This window comes from Streptosporangium sp. H13245 (assembly GCF_055690525.1).
On record NZ_JBSZKT010000009.1, the window covers coordinates 185,746 to 208,792 of the forward strand.

19 protein-coding genes and 1 tRNA gene are annotated in these 23,047 nt (G+C 69.5%); 18 read left to right on the forward strand and 2 right to left on the reverse strand.

Annotation, left to right across the window (positions count from 1 at the left end; translation table 11 throughout):
• The first annotated feature begins 30 nt into the window (after positions 1-30).
• From ACW9TB_RS17710 to ACW9TB_RS17720, 3 genes are all read left to right on the forward strand, one after another.
• The gene (locus tag ACW9TB_RS17710) at positions 31-2,061 is read left to right on the forward strand and encodes an ATP-binding protein (protein WP_472749123.1); all 2,031 of its coding nucleotides are present in this window, start codon (positions 31-33) and stop codon (positions 2,059-2,061) included.
• A 306-nt stretch (positions 2,062-2,367) separates the two neighbouring features.
• Positions 2,368-2,940: an RNA polymerase sigma factor gene (locus tag ACW9TB_RS17715; RefSeq protein WP_472749124.1), complete on the forward strand. Its 573-nt coding sequence runs from the start codon at positions 2,368-2,370 to the stop codon at positions 2,938-2,940.
• A complete protein-coding gene (locus ACW9TB_RS17720; protein ID WP_472749125.1) occupies positions 2,927-3,733 on the forward strand; it encodes a hypothetical protein in 807 nt (268 codons plus the stop codon). The genes ACW9TB_RS17715 and ACW9TB_RS17720 overlap by 14 nt, the downstream gene beginning before the upstream one ends.
• An 82-nt stretch (positions 3,734-3,815) precedes the next feature.
• On the opposite strand, the gene ACW9TB_RS17725 is transcribed toward ACW9TB_RS17720, so the two are convergent.
• Positions 3,816-4,835 carry an adenosine deaminase gene (locus tag ACW9TB_RS17725; protein ID WP_472749126.1) on the reverse strand — a complete coding sequence of 340 codons (1,020 nt, stop codon included), beginning with the start codon at positions 4,833-4,835 and terminating at the stop codon, positions 3,816-3,818.
• 109 nt (positions 4,836-4,944) lie between these two features.
• On the opposite strand from ACW9TB_RS17725, the gene ACW9TB_RS17730 reads away from it, so the two are divergent.
• The 4 genes from ACW9TB_RS17730 to ACW9TB_RS17745 all read left to right on the forward strand — a co-directional run bounded on the left by ACW9TB_RS17730 (position 4,945) and on the right by ACW9TB_RS17745 (position 10,974).
• Positions 4,945-5,445 carry a SigE family RNA polymerase sigma factor gene (locus ACW9TB_RS17730; protein ID WP_472749127.1) on the forward strand — a complete coding sequence of 167 codons (501 nt, stop codon included), beginning with the start codon at positions 4,945-4,947 and terminating at the stop codon, positions 5,443-5,445.
• Positions 5,442-6,386, forward strand: coding sequence for a PASTA domain-containing protein (locus ACW9TB_RS17735; protein WP_472749128.1), 945 nt, complete (start codon positions 5,442-5,444; stop codon positions 6,384-6,386). Before ACW9TB_RS17730 ends, ACW9TB_RS17735 begins: the two co-directional genes overlap by 4 nt.
• A gap of 434 nt (positions 6,387-6,820) precedes the next feature.
• Complete coding sequence (locus ACW9TB_RS17740; protein WP_472749129.1) at positions 6,821-8,938, forward strand: ATP-binding protein; 2,118 nt, start codon at positions 6,821-6,823, stop codon at positions 8,936-8,938.
• A gap of 26 nt (positions 8,939-8,964) precedes the next feature.
• Positions 8,965-10,974, forward strand: coding sequence for an ATP-binding protein (locus ACW9TB_RS17745; protein ID WP_472749130.1), 2,010 nt, complete (start codon positions 8,965-8,967; stop codon positions 10,972-10,974).
• Positions 10,975-11,072: 98 nt separating this feature from the next.
• On the opposite strand, the gene ACW9TB_RS17750 is transcribed toward ACW9TB_RS17745, so the two are convergent.
• The gene (locus tag ACW9TB_RS17750; protein WP_472749131.1) at positions 11,073-12,278 is read right to left on the reverse strand and encodes a pyridoxal phosphate-dependent aminotransferase; all 1,206 of its coding nucleotides are present in this window, start codon (positions 12,276-12,278) and stop codon (positions 11,073-11,075) included.
• A gap of 245 nt (positions 12,279-12,523) precedes the next feature.
• On the opposite strand from ACW9TB_RS17750, the gene ACW9TB_RS17755 reads away from it, so the two are divergent.
• The 11 genes from ACW9TB_RS17755 to rpoB all read left to right on the forward strand — a co-directional run bounded on the left by ACW9TB_RS17755 (position 12,524) and on the right by rpoB (position 23,040).
• Positions 12,524-12,596: transfer RNA gene (locus ACW9TB_RS17755), tRNA-Trp, on the forward strand.
• A gap of 75 nt (positions 12,597-12,671) precedes the next feature.
• A complete protein-coding gene (gene secE / locus ACW9TB_RS17760) occupies positions 12,672-12,920 on the forward strand; it encodes a preprotein translocase subunit SecE (protein ID WP_329089906.1) in 249 nt (82 codons plus the stop codon).
• A gap of 76 nt (positions 12,921-12,996) precedes the next feature.
• Positions 12,997-13,785, forward strand: a complete 789-nt coding sequence (gene nusG, locus ACW9TB_RS17765) for a transcription termination/antitermination protein NusG (protein ID WP_472749132.1) — start codon at positions 12,997-12,999, stop codon at positions 13,783-13,785.
• 146 nt (positions 13,786-13,931) lie between these two features.
• Entirely contained in the window at positions 13,932-14,363 is a 432-nt protein-coding gene (gene rplK / locus ACW9TB_RS17770; protein ID WP_329089910.1) for a 50S ribosomal protein L11, read from the forward strand.
• Positions 14,364-14,534: 171 nt separating this feature from the next.
• On the forward strand, positions 14,535-15,248 hold the full coding sequence (gene rplA / locus ACW9TB_RS17775) for a 50S ribosomal protein L1 (RefSeq protein ID WP_436761219.1): 714 nt from the start codon (positions 14,535-14,537) through the stop codon (positions 15,246-15,248).
• Between the two features lie 143 nt (positions 15,249-15,391).
• Positions 15,392-16,222 (forward strand): SCO4651 family lipoprotein, encoded by an 831-nt coding sequence (locus ACW9TB_RS17780; protein WP_472749133.1) that lies wholly within the window; start codon positions 15,392-15,394, stop codon positions 16,220-16,222.
• 424 nt (positions 16,223-16,646) lie between these two features.
• Positions 16,647-17,171 (forward strand): 50S ribosomal protein L10, encoded by a 525-nt coding sequence (rplJ, locus tag ACW9TB_RS17785; RefSeq protein ID WP_472749134.1) that lies wholly within the window; start codon positions 16,647-16,649, stop codon positions 17,169-17,171.
• A gap of 84 nt (positions 17,172-17,255) precedes the next feature.
• On the forward strand, positions 17,256-17,642 hold the full coding sequence (gene rplL / locus ACW9TB_RS17790) for a 50S ribosomal protein L7/L12 (protein ID WP_350970963.1): 387 nt from the start codon (positions 17,256-17,258) through the stop codon (positions 17,640-17,642).
• A gap of 438 nt (positions 17,643-18,080) precedes the next feature.
• Entirely contained in the window at positions 18,081-18,608 is a 528-nt protein-coding gene (locus ACW9TB_RS17795) for a hypothetical protein (RefSeq protein ID WP_472749135.1), read from the forward strand.
• Positions 18,605-19,129: a hypothetical protein gene (locus tag ACW9TB_RS17800; protein ID WP_472749136.1), complete on the forward strand. Its 525-nt coding sequence runs from the start codon at positions 18,605-18,607 to the stop codon at positions 19,127-19,129. The genes ACW9TB_RS17795 and ACW9TB_RS17800 overlap by 4 nt, the downstream gene beginning before the upstream one ends.
• A gap of 443 nt (positions 19,130-19,572) precedes the next feature.
• Positions 19,573-23,040: a DNA-directed RNA polymerase subunit beta gene (gene rpoB / locus ACW9TB_RS17805; protein ID WP_472749137.1), complete on the forward strand. Its 3,468-nt coding sequence runs from the start codon at positions 19,573-19,575 to the stop codon at positions 23,038-23,040.
• Positions 23,041-23,047: the final 7 nt, after the last annotated feature.

The following is a 23,047-nucleotide window of genomic DNA, read 5'->3' on the forward strand; positions in this document are numbered from 1 at the left end:
CCGGGGAGTGGAGAAAAGGAGCACGAATCGATGGAACAGACCCGATGGTGGCGCGGGAACCTCCCCGCGGAGACGAACGGCTTCATCGGCAGGGAGGGCGAGGTACGGCGGCTGCTGAAGCTCCTGGCCGACACACCGCTGACCACGGTCACCGGTGTCGGCGGCATCGGCAAGTCACGAATCGCGGTCAAAGCCGCACGGAACTGGCAGGAGCGCTACCCGGACGGCACCTGGCTGGTGGAGCTCTCCGGCGAGCGCGACGGCGAGCTGCTCGCCCACACGGTCGCGGCCGTCCTCGGCCTCACCGAGCGGTCCGCGCGGTCGCAGACGGAGACGCTCGTCGAGTTCCTCGCGAGCAGGAGGCTCCTGCTGATCCTCGACGCCTGCGAGCACCTCCTGCCCGCCTGCCGGGGCCTCGTCGCGGAGATCCTGGCGGCGGCACCCGGCGTACGGATCATCGCGACCTCCCGCCGGCCGCTCGGCCTGCCGCAGGAGGCGCTGCTCCCCGTCGAGCCCTTCGAGACACCCCGGTGGGCGGAGAGCCCGGGGGAGGACGACGCGCTGCGGCTCTTCCTCGACCGGGCCGGGATCGCAGTGCCCGGCCCGGAGACGACCGAGGCCGGTATGGCGGCCTCGGCCAGGATCTGCCGGAGGCTGGACGGCGTACCCCTCGCCGTCGAGCTGGCCGCCGGATGGCTGGGCTCCCTGCCGGTGGAACGGCTCGCCGACCACCTGGAGAAACACTTCGAGGTGCCCCGCGGCCTGGTGCCGATCCCCCGCCACCGGATCGTGCGCGCCGCGATCAGCTGGAGCCACGCGCTGTGCGACCCGGGGGAACGCCTGCTCTGGGCCAGGCTCTCGGTTTTCGCGGGGGGCTTCGACACGGCCGCCGCCGAGTGGGTGTGCGGCGACGACCGGCTGGACGACGTGCCGGGCCTGCTGGAGAGCCTGGCGAAGCGGTTCCTGCTGGTCCGGGTGCCCGGCGGCTACCGGCAGCCCGCCACGGTCAGGGAGTACGGCAGGGAGCGGCTCGCCCTGCTCGGCGACGAGGCCAGGCTGGCGCAGCGGCACCGCTACCACTACCTCGACCTGGCACGCAGGGCCGAGGCCGACTGGTACGGCCCCGGGCAGGAGGAGTGGGCGGCCAGGCTCGCCTTCTCCATGACCGACCTCCGCCTCGCCCTCGACCCCGCCTCCCCGACGTCCGTCGAACTCGCCGGAACGCTCTGGATCCTCTGGTTCTGCCTGGGCCGGCTGAACGAGGGCCGCCACCACATGGGGCGGGCGATCGAGGCGGCCCCCGTCACCGACCCCGGGCTGCCCCGGCTCCTGTGGGCCGACGGCTGCGTGGCCATCGCCCAGGGAGAGCTGGAGGTGGGCCGCCGCCGGGCGGAGGAGGCGCTGTCCGCGGCCCTCGACTGGGGCGACTACGCGGCGGCCGGGCACGCCCAGCTCCGGCTGGCCAGCAGCTCCCTGTGCTCCGGCGCCCTGGAGGACGTCGAACCCCGCGTCGAGCGCGTCCGCGAGTACTTCCGCCGCGCCGAGGCCGCCACCGTCAGCGAGCCCCTCGCTCTGGTGACCGCGGCCATGGCGGTCACCTGGCGCGGCGAGTTCGACCGGGCCGTCTCCGTGCTCAAGGAGGTGCAGCGGCTCTGCGACGCGCGCGGCGAGCGCTGGGCCCGCGCCTGCGGCGACTACGTCCTGTCCATCGCCCAGCTGGGCCTCGGCCGGGTGGCCGAGGCCGCGGAGGCCGCCCGCCAGTCGCTCGACGTCAAGTGGCGCCTGCGCGACGCCACCGGCGTCGCGCAGGCGGTCGACCAGCTCGCGGTGATCGCCGCGGTCGAGGGCGACGGCCGCCGCACGGCCAGGCTCCAGGGGGCGGGGGTACGGCTGTGGGCCACCTTCGGGCTCCAGGGCTGCCGCTCGGAGGGCATGTCCGAGCCGAGGACCGTCGCCGAACGGACGGCCAGGCAACTGCTCGGCGACGAGACCTACGACGCGGCGTTCGCAGAGGGCTACGAGGCCGACCCGGACGCGGCGGTCGCCTACGCCCTCCACTGAGCCTTCGGCTCCTACGGAAGGCCCCCAACCCCCATCGAAGGTATTCGCCCTGGCCCTCACTGAAAGCCCCCGGCTCTCACCGAAGCACTCGCTGCTGAAGGCACCCGCCCCGGCGCCCACCAAGGGTGCCCATCCCCGGCTCTCGCCCGAGTCCCTCACTCGGGCATCCCGCCCGCCTCCCTCTTCCTTCCGGGCTCCACGTCTTCCGGACTCCGGACCACGCGTCCGCATCCCCTGACGGGGACACACCGGTGAGAATCCCGGTCACGCTCGCGGACGAGGGCTTCCGCAAAAGGCTCGTATGCGGTGGAATCTCTCACGACATCCGCGAAGGAGCCCCCAACGGACGACGAGGAGGCGATCACCCGATCGCTCGCCGGTGACCTGGACGCCTATGAGGTGCTGGTCGCCCGCTACAGCGTGCTCGCGCACCGCACCGCGGCCATGCTCGGGGCCGCCGACGAGGCCGAGGACGTGGTCCAGGAGGCGTTCGTCAAGGCGTACCGCCACCTGGCCTCCTTCCGCAGGGACGCGCACTTCCGCCCCTGGCTGCTGCGGATCGTGGCCAACGAGACGCACAACCTGACCCGCTCCCGTGGACGCCGGGACAGGCTGACCATGCGGCTCACCGAGGCCGTTCCCACGCCGGGCGAGGGGCCCGAGGAGGCGGCGGTCGCGACCGACCAGAGGGCGCGGCTCCTCGACGCGGTGCGTACGCTTCCCGAACGGGAACGCGAGACCGTGGTCTGCCGGTACTTCCTGCAACTGTCGGAGGCCGAGACCGCCCAGGTGCTCGACCTTCCCGTCGGCACCGTCAAGTCGCGGACCTCCCGCGGCCTGGCCCGTCTGCGCGAGGAGGTGGCCCGTGACCGCACCTGACGACCTCGAAGCCCGGCTCCTCGCCCTCGGCGAATCCCTCGACGTCCCGTCCCCGCCTCCCGCCGACGTCGCGCGGGCCGTACGGGCCCGTCTCGAACCACAACCCGCCCCCGAAAGTCCCGCGCCCGGGACGCGCGCCCCCGAGGCGCCCGCCGTCCCCGGCGGTCCCGGAGCGCTCCGGCGCGCGTGGGAGGCGCTGCGGGACGGCGGGCGGGCACGACGGCGGGCGGTGGTCGCCGCCGTCGCGATCCTCGTCGCCCTGTTCCTGGGGGCGACACCCGCGGGAAGGGCGGCGGTCGCGGAGATCCTGCGCTTCGCGGGGGTCGAGCTCAGGATCGGCGCCCCCGGACCGCTGCCGTCGGGGGTGCCCCGGCCGCTGCCCGGCGAGCGGCGCGTCACCCTGGAACAGGCACGGGAACAGGTGGCGTTCCCGATCTCCGTCCCGGCCGCGCTCGGTGATCCCACCGAGGTCAGGGTGAGCGACGGCGGCAGGGTGGTGTCGCTGTTCTGGCCCGGTCTCAGGCTGGACGAGTACGACGGCAGCCTTCAGCTCGTCTTCCGCAAGGACCTGGGCCCGCCCTGGCCGGACGAGACCGCCGTGGGCGCCGCGAAGGCGCAGTGGATCCCGGTCCATCATGGTCTGACCTACCTGCCCAGGGGCGGCGGCGAGGCCGCGGTACGCCCCCGCCCGGCCGGGCCCACCCTCATCTGGCAGCGGGGACAGGTCGGCCTGCGCCTGGAGGGCCTCGGCGAGCTCAGCCGCGCCCTGGAGATCGCCCGCTCGGTCCGCTGACACCGGCCGGGCCCGGTGACGGCCGGGCCATCGCACGGAGTGCCGGACCGGGAGTCGGAACCCGGACCCGGTCCCGGAGTCTCTAGTCCGCCGACGCCAGCCAGTCGTCGATCCCCCGGAGGAGCTTCTTGCGCACGTCCTCCGGGGCCGCCGACGCCCGTACCGACTGGCGGGCCAGCTCGGCCAGCTCCGGGTCGGAGAAGCCGTACACCTGCCTGGCGAGCTCGTACTGGGGCAGCAGCCTGGCGCCGAACAGCAGCGGGTCGTCGGCGCCCAGCGCGATCGGCACCCCGGCCTCGAACAGGCGCCGCAGCGGTACGTCCTCGGCGCGCTCGGCCACCCCGAGGCCGACGTTGGACGTCGGGCAGATCTCGCACGTGATCCCCCGCGCCGCGAGGCGCTCCATGAGCCTCGGCGACTCGGCCGCCCGCACCCCGTGCCCGACCCGGTCGGCGTCCAGCACGTCGACGCACTCGGCCACGCTGGCCGCGCCCAGCAGTTCCCCGCCGTGCGGCACGGCCAGCAGCCCGGCACGCTTGGCCAGCCGGAAGGCCCCGTCGAAGTCGCGGGCCCGGCCGCGCCGCTCGTCGTTGGAGAGCCCGAACCCGACCACCCCCTGGTCCATGTAGTGCGTGGCGAGGCGGGCGAGGGTCTTGGCGTCGAGAGGGTGGCGGGTACGGTTGGCGGCCACCACGACGGCGATCCCTATCCCCGCGTGGTCCGCCGCCCTGCGCGTCGCGTCGAGCATCAGCTCCATGGCCGAGGTGAGCCCGCCGAACTTCGACGCGTACCCGGACGGGTCGATCTGGATCTCCAGCCAGCCCGATCCCTCGGCGGCCTCGTCCTCGGCAGCCTCGCGCAGCAGCCGGTAGACGTCGCTCTCCCGCTGCAGCACCGAGCGCGCGATGTCGTACAGCCGCTGGAAGCGGAACCAGCCCCGCTCGTCGGTCGCGCGCAGCTGGGGCGGCCAGTCTTCCTCAAGCGCGTCGGGAAGGTGTGACCCGTGCTCGCGGGCGAGCTCGACGAGGGTCGAGTGCCGCATGGAGCCGGTGAAGTGCAGGTGCAGGTGAGCCTTGGGCAGTTCGCTGAGGGGACGTGGCATTTCAATATGGTGCCGTACCTTCGGTGGCGCCGATCGACGGCCCCGGTGTTTTTGGTCTCAACCTGACGGTCCGTTCGCGCGTTGGGGAGGGCGAAAGGGGACCTCGCTGATGACGGAAGAAGACGAGGCGGCCTTCGACGAGTTCCTGGCCGCACGGAGTACGGCGTTGCTGCGCACCGCGATCCTGGTCTGCGGCGCGTCGTCGCACGACGCCGAGGACCTGGTCCAGAACGCCCTGGAGAAGATCTATCGGCACTGGAGCCGTGTCCGGCACGACAACCCCGGGTCCTACGCCCGCAGGATCGTGGTCAACGCCGCGATCAGCGCCTCCCGGCGCCGCAGGGTGATCAGGGAGATCACCTTCGCCCGCCTTCCCGACACCCCGGCCGACGGGCCGGACGTGGAACTGCGGGACACGCTGCTGGCGGAACTGCGCAGGCTGCCCGCGCGGATGCGCGCGGTGCTGGTGCTGCGCTACTGGGAGGACCTGTCGGAGACCGAGACCGCCGCGCTGATGGGCTGCTCGGCGGGGACCGTGAAGAGCCAGGCCGCGCGGGGGCTGGCCAGGATCCGCGAGCGAATGGGCACACTGGAAGGAGTGCTGGGATGAGGCTGGAACAGGAACTGTCCGAGGCCATGGAGGGGTACGTCGAGAGCGTGCGGGCCCCCTCCACGATGGGCGCGGCGATCCGCCGCCGCCACCGCGTCCGGCGGCTCCGGGTCCGTACCGCGGGCGCCGCCCTGGTCACCGCCGCCGTCGCCGCGGCCGTGCCCTCGTACGTGGCGTTGAACGCGGGCCCGCCCGTGCAGGGCCCGGCGGCCTCGGCGGCGCGGCAGGGCTCCGACGCCAGGGCCGGGGTCCTCCCGAGGGTGAAGGTGCCGCCCGTCCTCAAGCTGACCGTGGCCGAGGCCAGGGCGGTCCTGGAGGAGGCGCGGTTCGCGGTGACCGTCGAGGGGGGCACGGAGGGCGAGAGCCTGGTGGTCGAGCAGGTTCCGGGGCCGGGGGAGAGCGCCGCCCAGGGATCCGCGGTGAGGCTGGTGGCGACCGGCATGTCCGCCTCGCCCGGAGAAGGGCTGTCGTGGGCCCCCGTACCGCAGGAGCTCGGTGACCTGGGAGACGGGCGCGCGTTCGGCGGTGTCAGGTTCGGCTACCTGCCCGAGGGGCTCGTATGGGGGAAATGGTCGCTGAAGAATCGTTTCGGCACGCCCAGCTACTCCACCTCGTGGCAGCGGTCCGGCTCGCCCAGGGGCTACGGCTACGACATCCAGGTCATCGTCTTCAGGGGCGACGCCGCCGCGCAGAGGGCCAAGCGGATGAAGGACTACGGCAGCCAGGGCGCCGAGTCGTTCAAGGTCGGCGGCCGGAACGCCTATCTCGCCCGGATGGAGGCCGGCCAGATCAAGGGGGGACGCATACTCACGCTCGTCTGGGCGGAGCGCAAGGATCTCGTCATCGAGCTCATGATGAGCCCGGTCTACGAGAAGGAGCTCGGTGACAGGGTCGAGCCCGAGCTCAGGAAGGTCGCCGAGGGAGTTTCCCCGACCGGATGAGACCGGATGAGACCGGATGAGACCGGAGGCGCCCTGCCCGCCCACCTCCACCGGACGTGGCAGCGGAGGAAGTTTTCCTACCAACGGGAAGGTTTCCCTACCAAACAGGAAGAGAGAGTCTCTCCATCAGGGTGAGACCGGGGGCGCCGCTCGCCGGGATGCGGAAGAGTGTGCTCGTCGAGGCGTGGGGGAGCGGGGAGTCTCGCTGTCCGACCCGGACTCTGCTCATCCTTCCCGGCGTTTCCCACGACTTTCCCCAATTGGTTATTTAGTAGGTTTTCGGGTGTTATTTCGGGCGGGTGTCTCCGGGCCCAGGGCACACCCGCCCATATCCCATCCCCCGTTATATCGAGGAAATTTAGGAAACGGGCTTTCAGAGGACCATGCCTCCGTGCGACCGTGGAGGCACACGTTGTCAGGACGCTGGGGCTGCCATGGAAGCGGACGTCTTCGTCGGCAGGGAAACAGAACTCGCCGACGTCTCCGCGCTGCTCGAAAGGGTCCGGCACGTCACGCTGACCGGCCCCGCAGGGGTCGGGAAGACCTGTCTCGCCCTGAGACTGGCCCGCACCCTCGAACCCGCCTTCCCGGGCGGCGTCCACGTCGTGGAGCTGTCGGAGGCACCCGCCGACCTCGACTCCCTGGCCGAGACGCTCGCCGACGCGATCGGCGTCCACTATCGGCCGGGCACTCCCGCGCTCCGGGCCCTGGTGGACGAGTTCCTCCCGCACCGGACCCTCCTCGTCCTCGACACCTGCGACCGCGTCGTCGGCGCCGCGGGCATCCTGGTCGGCCTGCTGCTGCGCTCGGTCGAGGGACTGCGCGTCCTGGCCACCAGCAGGCAGCGGCTGGGCCTGCCCGGCGAACACCTCTACCCCGTCGGCGGCCTGCCCGACGCCGACGCCGTCCACCTGATCACCGCCCTCGCCGGTGACAGGTTCGGCGGCACCGATCCGGCCGAGCTCTGCAAACGCCTCGACAACCTGCCGCTCGCGATCCGGCTCGCCGTGGCCGACGGCACCCCCGGCGGCTCCGGCACCCTCGACGGGCTCGCCGCCGCCCTCGACGGCCGCCCGATCTCCACCGCCGGACTCGCCGCCTTCGACGGCCACGTGACCTCGCCCGACGAGCTCGTCGCGGCCCTCGAAGGCCGTACGATCCCCGCGGCCGAACGCGAGATCCACGCCGAGCGAACCGGCGTCACCCCGCGCGGGCAGGCCGCCGCTCCCCGGCGGCACAGCTCCATGCGCGTCGCCCTCGGCTGGAGCCACGAACTCTGCACCCCGCAGGAACGCCTCCTGTGGGCACGGGCCTCGGTCTTCGCCGGCACCTTCGACATCGAGGCCGCGGAAGAGGTCTGCGCGGGCGGCGCCCTCGCCGTCAAGGACGTCCTCGACGGGCTGCTCGGCCTGCTCGACAAATCCGTCCTCGTCCGCGAGGAGGGCGAGGGCGGGGTCCGCTACCGCCTGCTCAACACCGTCCGCGAGTTCGGCGTGGTCTGGCTCGACCGGCTCGGCGAGACCGACGAGATCCAGCGCCGCCACCGCGACCACTTCCTCGCCCTGTCCGCCCGCGCCGAGATGAGCTGGCAGGGCCGCCAGCTTGAGTGGTACCGCAGGCTCGTCCTCGAATGCGGCAACATGCGCGGCGCCATCGAATACTGCTACTCCCGGCCACAGGAATACCGCAAGGGCCTCGACCTGGTCGGCAACCTGTGGTTCCTGTGGGCGTGCTGCGGCATGCAGGCACCCGGCGACGACCTCCTCCAGCGCGGCCTCGACCTCGACCACACACCCAGCCCCGAACGGGTCAAGGCCCTGTGGGTGCACGCCTGGGTCTCGATCCAGCGCGGCGACCTCGAACGCGCCGAACGCATCCTCACCGAATGCGCCGCGGAGGACGCCGACGGCTACGCCACGGCCTACGTCAGCCAGTTCCAGGCCCATCTCGCCGTCGTCAGGGGCGACGTCGTCGAGGCCCTGCGGCTCATCAAGCACGCCCGGGTGCGCCACCGCTCCATGGGCAACGTCTTCCCCGGCTTCCTGCCCACCTACACCGTGGTCGCCACCGCCATGATGCTCGCCGACCACCATGACCAGGCCGTCTCCGTCCTGCGCGAGGGACGCGACCTCTGCGAGTCCTGCGGCGACTACTGGACCCTGATCCGCCTCGACCTCCTCCTGGCCCAGGCCGAACACTCCCTCGGCAACACCGCCTCCGCCATCGAGTCCGCCTGCGGCTCCCTGCGCGGAGCCCGCCTCTTCGGCGACAGCATCTCCCTCATGGAGGCGCTGGAGGTGTTCGTCGTGATCGCCGAGGCGTGCGCCGACGACACCTTCGCCGCCACCATGTTCGGAGCGTCCGGCGCCGCCTGGAAGAACGCCGGAGTCCCGCCCAGCCGCTCACCCATGATCGCGATCCAGCTCCACACGGCCGAACTGAGGCTGCGCGGGCGGATGGGCAGGGCGGAGTTCGACCGGCTGGAGGCACGGGGAGGTTCGATCAGCCTGCGCGACGCCGTGGAATACGCACTTCAGGGAGAGGTTTCTTGACGCGCTGCGGCAACCTGCCGGCCGAGATGAACAGCTTTGTCGGCCGCACCACCGAGCTCGACGAGATCACGAAACTCCTCACCCGGGCACGCCTGCTCACCCTGCGCGGCCCCGGAGGCGTCGGCAAGACGCGCCTGGCCCTGCGAGCCGCACGAAACGTCCGCGACGACTACCCCGACGGCGTCTGGGTGGCCGAACTCTCCGCGGAGACCGACGGCGGCCTGCTCATCCACGGCGTCGCCGGAGTGTTCGGCCTGCACACCCCCGCCGAACGCCCCGCCCTGGAGTCCCTCGTCGAGCACCTCGCCGACCGGCGGCTCCTCATCGTCCTCGACACCTGCGAACACCTGGTCGACTCCTGCGCCGCCATGGTCGTGGCCGTCCTCACCGGCGCACCCGACGTCCAGATCATCGTGACCAGCCGCCAGGAGCTCGGCCTGCCGCTGGAGGTCGTCATGGTCGTCGACCCCTTCCCCGTCCCCCCGCCCGAGGCCGCCGACCTCGCCGACCACGACGCGCCGAGCCTCTTCCTCGCCCGCGCCAGGGCCGTGGCCCCCGGCCTCCGCACGGACGAACGGGCCATGATGGCCGTCGCCAGGCTCTGCCGCAGGCTCGACGGCATGCCACTCGCCATCGAACTGGCCGCCAGCCAGATGCGCGGCCTGTCGGCGACCCAGCTCGCCGACCAGCTCGACGTCCACTTCAAGCCGCTGGCCGACGGCGAAGGACTCCCCGTCCGCCACCACACGCTCCGCACCGCCGCCGGTTGGAGCCACGAACTGTGCACCCCCGCCGAACGCCTGCTCTGGGCCCGCCTGTCGGTCTTCCCCGCCGCCTTCGACACCGAGGCCGCGCGCGGCGTGTGCGAGGACGAACGCCTGCCCGACGTCCCCGGCGTCCTCGCCGCGCTCGCGGCCAAATCCGTCGTCGCCCGCGTGGGCGACCGCTACCGCCTGCTCGACACCATCAGGGACTACGGGCGTGACTGGCTCGACGAGCTGGGCGAGACCGGCCTGGTGATCCGCAGGCAACGCGACCACTACCTGTCCACCGCCCGGCGCATGGGCGCCGAATGGCACGGCCCCCACCAGCTCGAATGGGCCTGCTGGGCACGCAGGGAGCTCCCCACCGTCCGCGCGGTCCTCGACCGCTGCCTCACCTCGGGCGACCACCGCGGCGCCCTGGAACTGGCCGGAGCCCTGTGGGTGCTCTGGTGCCATCTGGGGCTCGTCCGCGAAGGCCGCCACTACCTCGACCGCGCCCTGGCCGCCGCCCCCGCCCACGACCGGGCCAGATCCAGGCCGCTCTGGGTCGCCGCCCACCTCGCGCTCATCCAGGGAGACATGCCCCTGGCACGCAGCCGCGCCGAGGAGGCCGTCGAGAGCGCCCAGCGGCACGGCGACGCCGACGCCGAGGCACACGCCCTCCTCGCCCTCGCCGAAGCCCGGCTGTTCACCGGCGACCTCGACCCGAAGGGCGCGCGGGCGTACGCGCTGCGCGTGGCCGCCGGGCTGGACCCCACCTCGCCGGGAACGTTCTTCCTGCCCTCCTTCCTCGCCCTGGCCGCCACGTTCGGCGGTGACTTCGACGAGGCCGTGCGGATCCTGCGCGAGGCGCGTCCGGGCCACGAGGCGCGAGGGGAGCTGTCACAGCGCGCCATGGACGACTACGTCCTCTCCCTGGCCCTTTTCGGCCGGGGCGACCTCGCGGAGGCCTCCACGGCGGCCAGGGCGGCACTGGAGGTCAAACGACGGCTGCGCGACACACTCGGCGGCGTCCTCGCCCTCGACCAGCTCGCCAGGATCGCCGCCGCCGAGGGCGACGGCCACCGCGCCGCCTGGCTCCTGGGCGCCGCGCAGCGCGTCTGGACCACCTTCGGGCCGCCCGCCACCGAGACCGACACCATGGCCGCGCTCCGCGAGACCGTCGGGGCCCGCGCCGCGTGCCTCATCGGCGAGACCGCCTACGCGCGGGCCTTCAACGAGGGCTCGGCCTCCCACTTCGAGGCCGCCGTCACCTACGCCCTGCGGGACTGAGCCCCACCCGGCCCGTACGGAGACCAGCCTGTACGACCGAGCCCCGCCCGTCGCGTACGGAGGCGAGACCGCGCCCGGCCGGCCGGGAGACGGCGTGCTCAGTCGGCCTGGCCGAGGAACTTGGCGAGACGGCCCACACCCTCGGCGAGATCGTCGTCGCCGAGCGCGTAGGACAGGCGGAAGTAGCCCGGGGTGCCGAAGGCCTCACCGGGGACGACCGCAACCTCGGCCTCCTCCAGGATGATCTCGGCCAGCTCGGCGGAGGTCGCCGGGCGCCTGCCACCGAACTCCTTGCCCAGCAGCGCCTTGACCGACGGGTAGGCGTAGAACGCGCCCAGCGGCTCGGGGCAGACCACACCCGGGATCTCGTTCAGCATCCGGACCATGGTCCGGCGACGCCGGTCGAAGGCGGCGCGCATCTCCGCCACGGCCGACAGGTCGCCGGTGACGGCGGCCAGCGCGGCGGCCTGGGCGACGTTGGAGACGTTGGAGGTGGCGTGCGACTGCAGGTTGGCCGCGGCCTTGACGACGTCCTTGGGACCGATCAGCCAGCCCACGCGCCAGCCGGTCATCGCGTAGGTCTTGGCCACACCGTTCAGGATCACCACCTTGTCGCCCAGCTCGGGCGTCACGGTGGCGATGCTCGCGAACGTCGCGTCGCCGTACGTGAGGTGCTCGTAGATCTCGTCCGTGACGACCCACAGGTCGTGCTCGGCGGCCCAGCGGCCGATCTCCGCGACCTGCTCGGGGGTGTACACCGCGCCGGTCGGGTTGGACGGGGAGACGAAGAGCAGGACCTTGGTGCGGTCGGTGCGCGCCGCCTCCAGCTGCTCCACGCTCGCCAGGTAGCCGGTGGTCTCGTCGGTCACCACGTCGACCTGGACACCGCCGGCGAGCTTGATCGCCTCGGGGTAGGTCGTCCAGTACGGGGCGACGACCAGGACCTCGTCACCCGGGTCGAGCAGCGTGGCGAACGCCTGGTAGACGGCCTGCTTGCCACCGTTGGTGATCAGGACCTGGGCCGCGTCCACCCGGTAGCCGGAGTCGCGGAGCGTCTTGTCGGCGACGGCCTGCTTCAGCTCGGGAAGGCCGCCGGCCGGGGTGTACTTGTGGAACCTGGGGTTCCCGCACGCCTCGACGGCCGCCTCGACGATGTAGCCGGGAGTCGCGAAGTCCGGCTCACCGGCGCCGAAGCCGATGACCGGGCGGCCCGCCGCCTTCATCGCCTTGGCCTTGGCGTCGACGGCGAGCGTGGCGGACTCGGAGATCGCGGAGATGCGCGCTGAGATGCGAGGACGGGTCATACCTCCATGGTTACAGACCGGTGCCGATGTTTCCGCCGGGTATCCACCATCCGGACGCCACCCCCGCAAGCCCGGCGAACACCGGGAAAACACCTCTGAGCTGGACGATCGTCAACCGGTTCGACGTGGTGGCCATTCACACGTAGACTCCGGCATGTTCTTTCCGCCGCATGCGTGAACCGGCGGTCAAGACCGTGAGCCACGGACAAACTTCGGTCCAACCGATGTATGGTGGTTCATGTCTTAGGGCACTAGCGCAATTGGTAGCGCACCGGTCTCCAAAACCGGCGGTTGGGGGTTCGAGTCCCTCGTGCCCTGCTAGGAGCGGTCCGCGCATCAGGCGTCCAGCGCGCCGCTTATGTGCGTTGGACTCGATGGATTCAGGTGAGGACTGTGGCGATCGACACGCGCGGCGAAACCGCAGACAAGCCGAGCGGTGAGAAGAAGACTAAGCGCACTTCTCCCGCCCTTTTCTACAGGCAAGTGGTCGCAGAGCTGCGTAAGGTCATCTGGCCTACGCGCAAAGACCTCATTTCGTACACCATCATCGTCCTGGTCTTCGTTCTGATCATGGTCGGGATCGTGTCGGCTTTGGACGCGCTGTTCACCGAGGGCGTGCTGAGAATCTTCGGCGGAGCCTGAGCCGCGGTCTCTCTCCAGCGGGCGAGCAGCCCCGCGGACGAGTCCACAAGCCATCGACGAAAAGAGAAAGAGCACCGTGTCCGAGTCTGCACAGTCGGCCGGCGAGTCCCGCGAAGAGCGCGAGGACGAGCTGGAGAAGGCCGTCGACGTCACCGAGGATTCGCTTGACGAGTCCGACGGGCAGGACGTCGACGCCGAGACCGACGCCGACGCCGAAACCGAGGCCGCGCAGGCCCCGGCCGGCGCCGTCGACGAGGACGGTGACGTCCTTCCCGACGTCGACCCGGTCGAGGAGTTCAAGCGGCACCTGCGGAGCCTGTTCGGCGAGTGGTACGTCATCCACTCCTACGCCGGTTACGAGAACCGCGTGAAGTCGAACATCGAGACCCGCACGCAGTCCCTCAACATGGAGGACTACATCTTCCAGGTCGAGGTGCCCACCCACCACGTGACCGAGATCAAGAGCGGCAAGCGCCAGCTGGTCAAGGAGCGGGTGCTGCCCGGCTACGTGCTGGTCCGGATGGAGCTCACCGACGAGTCCTGGTCCGCGGTGCGTAACACGCCCGGTGTGACCGGCTTCGTGGGCCTTTCCAACAAGCCGAGCCCGCTGAGCCTCGAAGAGGTCGCCAAGCTGCTCGCGCCTGAGCCCTCGGAAGAGGTCAAGAAGTCCACCGCGAAGGCCTCCGCCGCGACGGTCGACTTCGAGGTCGGCGAGTCCGTCACCGTCATGGACGGCCCGTTCGCCACGCTGCCCGCGACGGTCAGCGAGATCAGCGCCGAGTCGCAGAAGCTCAAGGTGCTCGTGTCGATCTTCGGTCGCGAGACCCCGGTCGAGCTCTCGTTCAACCAGGTCTCGAAAATCTAAACCGGTCGCGTAGACTTCATCAGTCTGCCCCGCGGTCGCGGGGATGGTTCCAAATTCTCGGCGTTGGTCAACGTACAACCGCCGTGGGCCCCGCGGTCGCGGGGATCTGGAACATCGTTCAGAGAAGCAAGGACCCGGAGAGAAGCATGCCTCCTAAGAAGAAATTCGCTGCCCTGGTCAAGGTCCAGCTGCCCGCTGGCCAGGCCACGCCCGCGCCGCCGGTCGGTACCGCCCTCGGTCCGCACGGCGTCAACATCATGGAATTCGTGAAGCAGTACAACGCTGCCACCGAGGCCCAGCGCGGCAACATCATCCCCGTTGAGATCACCATCTACGAGGACCGCACCTTCACCTTCGTCACGAAGACGCCCCCGGCGCCTGAGCTGATCAAGAAGGCCGCCGGTGTCGCCAAGGGTTCGGCCGTCCCGCAGAAGGACAAGGTGGGCAAGCTCACCAAGGAGCAGCTGCGCCAGATCGCCGAGACCAAGATGCAGGACCTCAACGCCAACGACGTCGCGGCGGCCGAGAAGATCATCGCCGGCACCGCCCGGTCGATGGGCATCACGATCGTCGACTAGCCGAATCGGCTGACCTGGCCCGTAGGCACGAGCGCGAGACATGATCCGCGTGACCGCCAAAGGGCCGCAACGAACGGGGTCGAGCGACCTCGGTCAAAGGACAATTTCGAAGTATGTGGAGGGGCCAGGCGCTGGCCCGCACCACGAACACTCGGATCCAGGAGTGATCACATGAAGCGCAGCAAGGGATACCGCGCCGCGACGGCGCAGGTCGACCGCGAGACCCTGTACAGCCCGGCCCAGGCGGCCAAGCTGGCCAAGGACACCAACGTCGCCAAGTTCGACGCCACCGTCGAGGTGGCCCTGCGGCTGGGCGTCGACCCCCGCAAGGCCGACCAGATGGTCCGCGGCACCGTCAACCTCCCGCACGGCACCGGCAAGACCGCCCGGGTCCTGGTCTTCGCGACCGGTGACCGCGCCGAGGAGGCCCGCGCCGCGGGTGCCGACATCGTCGGTGCCGACGAGCTGATCGACGAGGTCGCCAAGGGCCGCCTCGACTTCGACGCCGTCGTCGCCACCCCGGACCTCATGGGCAAGGTCGGTCGTCTGGGCCGCGTGCTCGGCCCCCGTGGCCTGATGCCGAACCCCAAGACCGGCACCGTGACCCCGGCCGTCGGCAAGGCCGTCACCGACATCAAGGGTGGCAAGATCGAGTTCCGTGTCGACCGGCACGCGAACCTGCACTTCATCATCGGCAAGGTGTCCTTCGGTGAGCGTCAGCTCATCGAGAACTACGCCGCCGCCCTCGACGAGGTGCTGCGTCTCAAGCCGTCCGCGGCCAAGGGGCGTTACGTCAAGAAGGTCGTCTTCTCCACGTCCATGGGCCCCGGCATCCAGGTCGACCCCAACCAGACGCGGGCGCTGACCGCCGAGCTTGACGCCTGATACCAGACGTCCTCTGAGGAGGGCCTCAACCGAATGGCCATTCGGTTGAGGCCCTTCTTCGTTCTCCCGGACGACGCGCGCGGCTTTGCCGACGCGTACTGTCGTAGTCAGGATCATCGGGGGAACGAAAGGGTGAAGACTAAATGCGCAGATTGGCTCCCGTAGTCGCACTGGGAGCGGCCGCGCTCGTCGCGGTCGCGGGATGCGGTGCGCAGGGCACCGCGTCCCTCGGAAACGTCAAGCTCGCCGCGGCGGACGCGGTGCAGCAGAGCGCTCAGAAGGCCGAGGAGGTCACCTCCTACTCCGCGGACCTGGTTCTCGACGCCTCCGGTGGCGAGAAGGGCGCGGGCAAGGTCCAGGGCAGCGTGCTCTACCAGAGCAAGCCCCAGCTGGCGACGGACATCAGGCTCGACACGATCACCTTCGGCGGACAGAACGTGCCCGGTGGGGCGCGGGCCATCCTGTCGGGTGACACGGTCTACGTGAAGTCCGAGCTCATCAACAGGTTCGCCGGCACCGCCAAGCCGTGGACCAAGGTGTCGCTCACTGAGCTCGACGCCAAGGGGCAGTCCGAGATCAGGAAGTTCATGGACCAGGTCCAGCAGTTCGACCTGGCGGGCACCGTCAAGCTGCTGACCGCGTCGAAGGACGTCAAGGCGGTCGGCACCGAGACGGTCGGCGGGGTCGACACGACCCACTACAGCGGGACCTTCCCGGTCGCCGAGGCCGCCCAGCTGATCGACCCGGCCAAGCGTGAGAAGCTCCAGGAGCAGCTCTCGCAGGCCAAGAACGTGAAGTTCGACCTTTGGGCCGACGCCCAGAGTTTGCCCCGCAAGGTTACGCTCAGCGGCTCCGAGAAGGACGCGACGTTCAACCTGACGGCGCTCTTCAAGGGTTTCAACGAGCCCGTGGAGATCACCGCTCCGCCCGCCGACCAGGTGGGTGACCTGCCCGAGCACCGTGGCGGAAACTGACGTTTCCCCGAGATCCGCGCCCCCGGCCCACCGGCCGGGGGCGCGAGCCCTTTTCCGGGAGGTTTTACCTGTGTGTCGGCGGCGGTCGTGCATCCGGGCCGGGATCCGTGGTGAGGGCCGCTGGTCGGTCGGGCATCTGGACCGGGGGCCGGGGCGGCGGTCCTGGACCCGTACCGACGAGTCGGGGCGGTGTCCGAGTTGGCATTCGTGGCGGCAGCACGTATGCTGTCAACGCCGAAGACCGCCGGTCGTCGTCAAGCCGCATGGCCTGACGACTTAAGGATCCACGTCAGTGGACGGCCCGCGTAGGTTGTGATGTGAGTTTTCATCTGGACTAACCTCCTTATGTGAGCCCCGTGCGCCTGCGCCGGGGCTTGTTCGCTTTTCTGGGCCTTGCCCCGGCGGCACATCTGGAAGGAGGCCCATGGCGAAGGCAGAAAAGGCAACGGCTGTCGCTGAGCTGAAGAGCAGCTTCGACGGATCCAATGCTGCCGTTCTGACCGAATACCGCGGTCTCACCGTCGCTCAGCTCAAGCAGCTGCGCGTTTCGCTCGGTGAGAATGCGAAGTTCGCCGTGGTGAAGAACACGCTGACCAAGATCGCGGCCACCGAGGCCGGGTTCAACCAGCTCAACGACCTGCTCGCGGGTCCGTCGGCGATCGCGTTCGTCAACGGCGACGTGGTCGAGGCTGCCAAGAGTCTGCGTGACTTCGCCAAGGCCAATCCCCTCCTGGTCATCAAGGGCGGTGTCGTCGACGGCAGGTCGATGACGTCGGACGAGATCAGCAAGCTTGCCGACCTTGAGTCGCGTGAGGTTCTCCTCGCGAAGCTGGCCGGTGCCATGAAGGCGAAGCAGGGCCACGCGGCCGCCGTCTTCAACGCGCTGCCCACCAACATGGCTCAGCTGGCCGAGGCCCTGCGCGCCAAGCGCGAAGGCGCCGGCGAGTAGGTCCGCGCAGGCGGTCACAGGGGATTAACGCAAACCGCGGTCCCGACTTTCTTTAGTAGTTCAGATCCGTATGGAGGAACCATCATGGCGAAGCTCAGCACCGACGAGCTGCTCGACGCTTTCAAGGAGATGACTCTTCTTGAGCTGTCCGACTTCGTGAAGCTCTTCGAGGAGACCTTCGACGTCAAGGCCGCTGCCCCCGTCGCCGTCGCCGCCGCCGCCCCCGGTGCGGCCGCTGTCGAAGAGGTCGAGGAGCAGGACGAGTTCGAGGTCATCCTCGAGGGTGCCGGCGAGAAGAAGATCCAGGTCATCAAGGAGATCCGCGCCCTGACGAGCCTGGGCCTCAAGGAGGCCAAGGACCTCGTTGACGGCGCTCCCAAGTCCGTCTTCGACGGCAAGGTCAACAAGGAGCAGGCCGAGAAGGCCAAGGCCGCCCTTGAGGGCGCCGGCGCTTCGGTGACCGTCAAGTAGTTCGTTTCACCGGAAAGAGCGGGTCCACCTGGTGCCGGTGGCCCGCTCTTTTTGTGTTTCCGCGGTCCGGCCGGTTCGTACGAAGGTGAGGGCGGCTCGTACAAAGGCGAAATCGGTTCGTACGAAGGCGGGATTGGCCCGTATACGGGTGAGACCGGCTCATATTCGCGGGGGAAAAGGCGGGAAGCGGCTGGTCGAGGTGTGTGCCGGTGGCGTGGGGTGATCGCGGTTACGGGGCCGGGTGTCTCGCCGTTTCCCAAACGGGGTGAGGAGCCGGGGGAAATGGCCCGGCACATGTGCGCGAAGGCCGTTATGCGGATCTGCGTGGCGGGTTATGATCCGGCGATCGGGGAGCATGCCGTCCCGCGCGGCGAGGTGCGGCGAGGAGGCCGTGCTCGTCGGCCCGCGTTCCGCAGATCGTGCGATGGGAGAGAACGCATGGCAGTGCACGCCACTCGTCCCCGTCGCTCACGTCGCTCCCGTCGCCCGCTCAGGGTCGCGGGGCCGGTGCTGGGGGTGCTGATCGTGCTGCTGCTGGCCGCCGCCTTCTGGGTCGGTGCCACCCTGAGCGAGGCTCAGACGGCCGCTGACGACCGGCAGGCCGCGTTGCGGGCGGCGGGGGCGCACGCCGTGTATCTGCTCTCCGTCGGCCACAGGAGCGTCGACGACGACATCGGGCGCATTCTCGGCACCTCCACGGGCGCGGCCAGGGCGGAGTACGCCAGGACCGCTCCGGAGCTCAAGAGGAGCACGGTCAGGGACAAGATCCTCCAGACGGGCGCGCTGCGGGCCTCGGGGCTGGTCTCGCTGCGGGGGAGCATGGCCCAGGTGATGGTGGTGGGTGACGCGGTGATCCGGCGGGAGGGGAGTAAGGACGCCCCGCGGGAGCGGTTCTACCGGTGGAACATGGAAGTGACCAAGGTGGGGGGAGCCTGGCTCGTGTCCAAGGCGGAGCTGGTGCTGTGAAACGTGCCTCCCGGTTGGCGATCGGGCTCATGGTCGCCGTCGCGCTCGCGCTCGCGGCGGCTGTCTGGATCATGTTCACCGACCTGAGCCGGTTGCGCGCGGACGAGACGGCGGGCCGGGAGGCGCTCGCCGCGGCCCGTTCGGTCGCCCCCGACATGCTGTCGTATGACTATCGTACGATCGAACAGGATTTCGCAAGAGCGGGTGGATACACCACCGGGGCGCTCAGCCTGCACTACCGGCAGCTGGCCAGGAGCATGGCTCCGCAGGCCAGGAGGCAGAAGACGGTGCAGCAGGCCACGGTGACCGGGGCCGGGGTCGAGTCGGTGGAGTCCGGGGATTCCGGCCGGGTCGAGGTGCTGCTGTTCATGAGCATGAGCACGGTCAGGACCCCCGACGGGGAGAAGGAGCCCCGCCGGGTCGTCAGCCAGAACCGGGCCAGGTTCATCATGGTCAAGAAGGATTCCCGCTGGCTGGTCTCGGAGCTCTCCACGCTGCTCGGGGACCCCCCGCCGCCGTGACCGGCGCGTCGCTTTATCTAATTGTTAGTAAAGCCTCGGTTTAGGTTGGGTTCGCGGTTGGGTACATCGGCCATGGCAGCGTCGATCGTCAGTCGATCCCTCGGCTAGCGTTCGATCCGCCGTGTGACTCAGCGTCAGCCGCAGCAGGTGGAGCATCGTCTCCGGGCTTGTGGTGTACGCAGGTCACCCGGTGGGAAAACTCCCAGGGTCTCGGCTATTTCCCGGCCGAAATGTCAGCTCCCGGGCTTGACGTTTCGGCTCTGACGGGCGATGCTGCGACCAACGTGGAGCTTGCAGCGAGACTGAAGTGGACAGGTGTATGCCGTTCGGCTACACTGCCCCTTTGCGCTGCCCTTTGACGACCCGCTTCTTTTGGTGCTCTGATGCATGGTCGTCTGGCGTGCGTGTAGTCAGTCCGCCGCGAGCCCTCGGAAGGACATCTGTTGGCAGCCTCGCGCAACGCCTTCGCCGTACCCGCCGGTCCCCGTCGTGTGTCTTTCGCACGAATTCAGGAGCCGCTAGAAGTTCCTGACCTTCTCGCTCTTCAGACCGAGTCCTTCGACTGGTTGCTCGGCAACGAGAAGTGGAAGGGGCGGGTCGAGGCGGCTCGCCAGGCCGGGCGCAAGGACGTTCCGGCCCAGTCGGGCCTCGAAGAGATCTTTGAGGAGATCAGTCCCATCGAGGACTTCTCCGGGACTATGTCCCTGTCGTTCCGCGATCACCGGTTCGAGCCGCCTAAGTACTCAGTCGATGAGTGCAAAGACAAGGACATGACCTACTCCGCCCCGATGTTCGTCACGGCGGAGTTCATCAATAACACCACTGGTGAGATCAAGAGCCAGACCGTGTTCATGGGCGACTTCCCGCTCATGACCGGCAAGGGCACATTCATCATCAACGGCACCGAGCGTGTCGTCGTCTCCCAGCTGGTCCGGTCCCCGGGGGTTTACTTCGACCGCAGCGTCGACAAGACCTCCGACAAGGACCTCTACGGATGCAAGGTGATCCCCTCCAGGGGCGCCTGGCTAGAGTTCGAGATCGACAAGCGTGACAGCGTCGGTGTCCGCATCGACCGCAAGCGCAAGCAGGCCGTCACCGTGCTGCTCAAGGCGCTCGGCTGGACCAGCGAGCAGATCCTTGAGCGTTTCGGTCAGTACGAGTCCATGCGCGCCACCCTGGAGAAGGACCACACGGCCGGCCAGGACGACGCTCTGCTCGACATCTACCGCAAGCTGCGTCCGGGCGAGCCGCCGACCAAGGAGTCGGCGCAGACGCTGCTGGAGAACCTGTACTTCAACTCCAAGCGCTACGACCTCGCCAAGGTCGGCCGATACAAGATCAACAAGAAGCTCGGGGTCGACAGCGAGATCACCCAGGGCACGCTCACCGAGGACGACATCGTCGCCACCATCGAGTACATCGTCCGGCTCCACGCCGGCGAGGTCGAGATGCCCGGCGCCAACGGTGAGATCGTCGTCGAGACCGACGACATCGACCACTTCGGCAACCGCCGTCTCCGTACGGTGGGCGAGCTCATCCAGAACCAGGTCCGCCTGGGCCTGGCCCGCATGGAGCGCGTCGTCCGCGAGCGGATGACGACCCAGGACGTCGAGGCGATCACGCCGCAGACCCTGATCAACATCCGCCCGGTCGTGGCGTCGATCAAGGAGTTCTTCGGCACCTCCCAGCTGTCGCAGTTCATGGACCAGACCAACCCCCTGGCCGGCCTGACGCACAAGCGTCGTCTGTCCGCGCTGGGCCCCGGTGGTCTGTCCCGTGAGCGGGCCGGCTTCGAGGTCCGTGACGTCCACCCGTCGCACTACGGCCGCATGTGCCCGATCGAGACGCCGGAAGGACCGAACATCGGTCTGATCGGCTCGCTGGCCTCCTTCGGCCGGGTCAACTCCTTCGGGTTCGTCGAGACCCCCTACCGCAAGGTCGTCGAGGGCCGGGTCACCGACCAGGTCGACTACCTGACCGCGGACGAGGAGGACCGGCACGTCATCGCCCAGGCGAACACGCCGATCGGTCCCGACGGAACGTTCCTCGAACCGCGCGTGCTCGTCCGCAGGAAGGGCGGGGAGTTCGAGTCCCTGCGCGCCAACGAGGTCGACTACATGGACGTCTCGGCACGCCAGATGGTGTCCGTGGCGACCGCGATGATCCCGTTCCTGGAGCACGACGACGCCAACCGCGCGCTCATGGGCTCCAACATGCAGCGCCAGTCGGTGCCGCTGCTCAAGAGCGAGGCGCCGCTGGTCGGCACCGGCATGGAGTACCGCGCCGCGACCGACGCCGGTGACGTCATCACCGCCGACAAGGCCGGCGTGGTCGAGGAGGTCTCCGCCGACTACGTCACGGTGATGAACGACGACGGCACCCGTACGACCTACCGGGTCGCCAAGTTCAAGCGCTCCAACCAGGGCACCTGCTTCAACCAGAAGCCGATCGTCAAGGAAGGCGACCGGATCGAGGTCAACCAGGTCGTCGCCGACGGTCCCTGCACCGACGACGGCGAGATGGCCCTGGGCAAGAACCTCCTCGTGGCGTTCATGCCGTGGGAGGGCCACAACTACGAGGACGCGATCATCCTCTCCCAGCGCCTGGTGCAGGACGACGTCCTCTCCTCGATCCACATCGAGGAGCACGAGGTCGACGCCCGCGACACCAAGCTGGGCCCCGAGGAGATCACCCGGGACATCCCGAACGTCTCCGAGGAGGTCCTGGCCGACCTCGACGAGCGAGGCATCATCCGCATCGGCGCCGAGGTCGTCCCCGGTGACATCCTCGTCGGCAAGGTCACGCCCAAGGGTGAGACCGAGCTGACCCCCGAGGAGCGCCTGCTTCGCGCGATCTTCGGTGAGAAGGCCCGCGAGGTCCGTGACACCTCCCTGAAGGTGCCGCACGGCGAGCAGGGCAAGGTCATCGGCGTCCGCGTGTTCAGCCGCGAGGAGGGCGACGAGCTCCCCCCCGGCGTCAACGAGCTGGTCCGCGTCTACGTGGCCCAGAAGCGTAAGATCACCGACGGCGACAAGCTGGCCGGTCGTCACGGCAACAAGGGCGTCATCTCCAAGATCCTCCCGGTCGAGGACATGCCGTTCCTTGAGGACGGCACGGCCGTCGACATCATCCTCAACCCCCTGGGCGTGCCCGGCCGAATGAACGTCGGCCAGGTCCTGGAGACCCACCTCGGGTGGATCGCCGCCAGGGGCTGGGACATCACCGGCATCCAGGAGGCCTGGGCCGAGCGGCTGCGCGACAAGGGCTTCGCCGAGGTCGACCCGCGCACCAACATGGCCACGCCGGTGTTCGACGGTGCCAACGAGGAAGAGATCATCGGTCTGCTCGACAACACCCTGCTCAACAGGGACGGCGGGCGCATGGTCGGCGCGAACGGAAAGGCCCAGCTGTTCGACGGCCGTTCCGGGGAGCCGTTCCCGCACCCGATCTCCGTCGGCTACATCTACATCCTGAAGCTGCTCCACCTGGTCGACGACAAGATCCACGCGCGTTCGACCGGCCCGTACTCCATGATCACCCAGCAGCCGCTCGGCGGTAAGGCCCAGTTCGGTGGCCAGCGCTTCGGTGAGATGGAGGTCTGGGCCCTGGAGGCGTACGGCGCCGCCTACGCCCTGCAGGAGCTGCTCACCATCAAGTCCGACGACGTCCTCGGCCGCGTGAAGGTCTACGAGGCGATCGTCAAGGGCGAGAACATTCCCGAGCCGGGCATCCCGGAGTCGTTCAAGGTCCTCATCAAGGAAATGCAGTCGCTGTGCCTGAACGTCGAGGTGCTCTCCAGCGACGGCATGTCCATCGAGATGCGCGACACCGACGAAGACGTCTTCCGCGCCGCGGAAGAACTCGGCATCGACCTGTCCCGGCGTGAGCCGAGCAGTGTCGAAGAGGTCTGATCTAGAA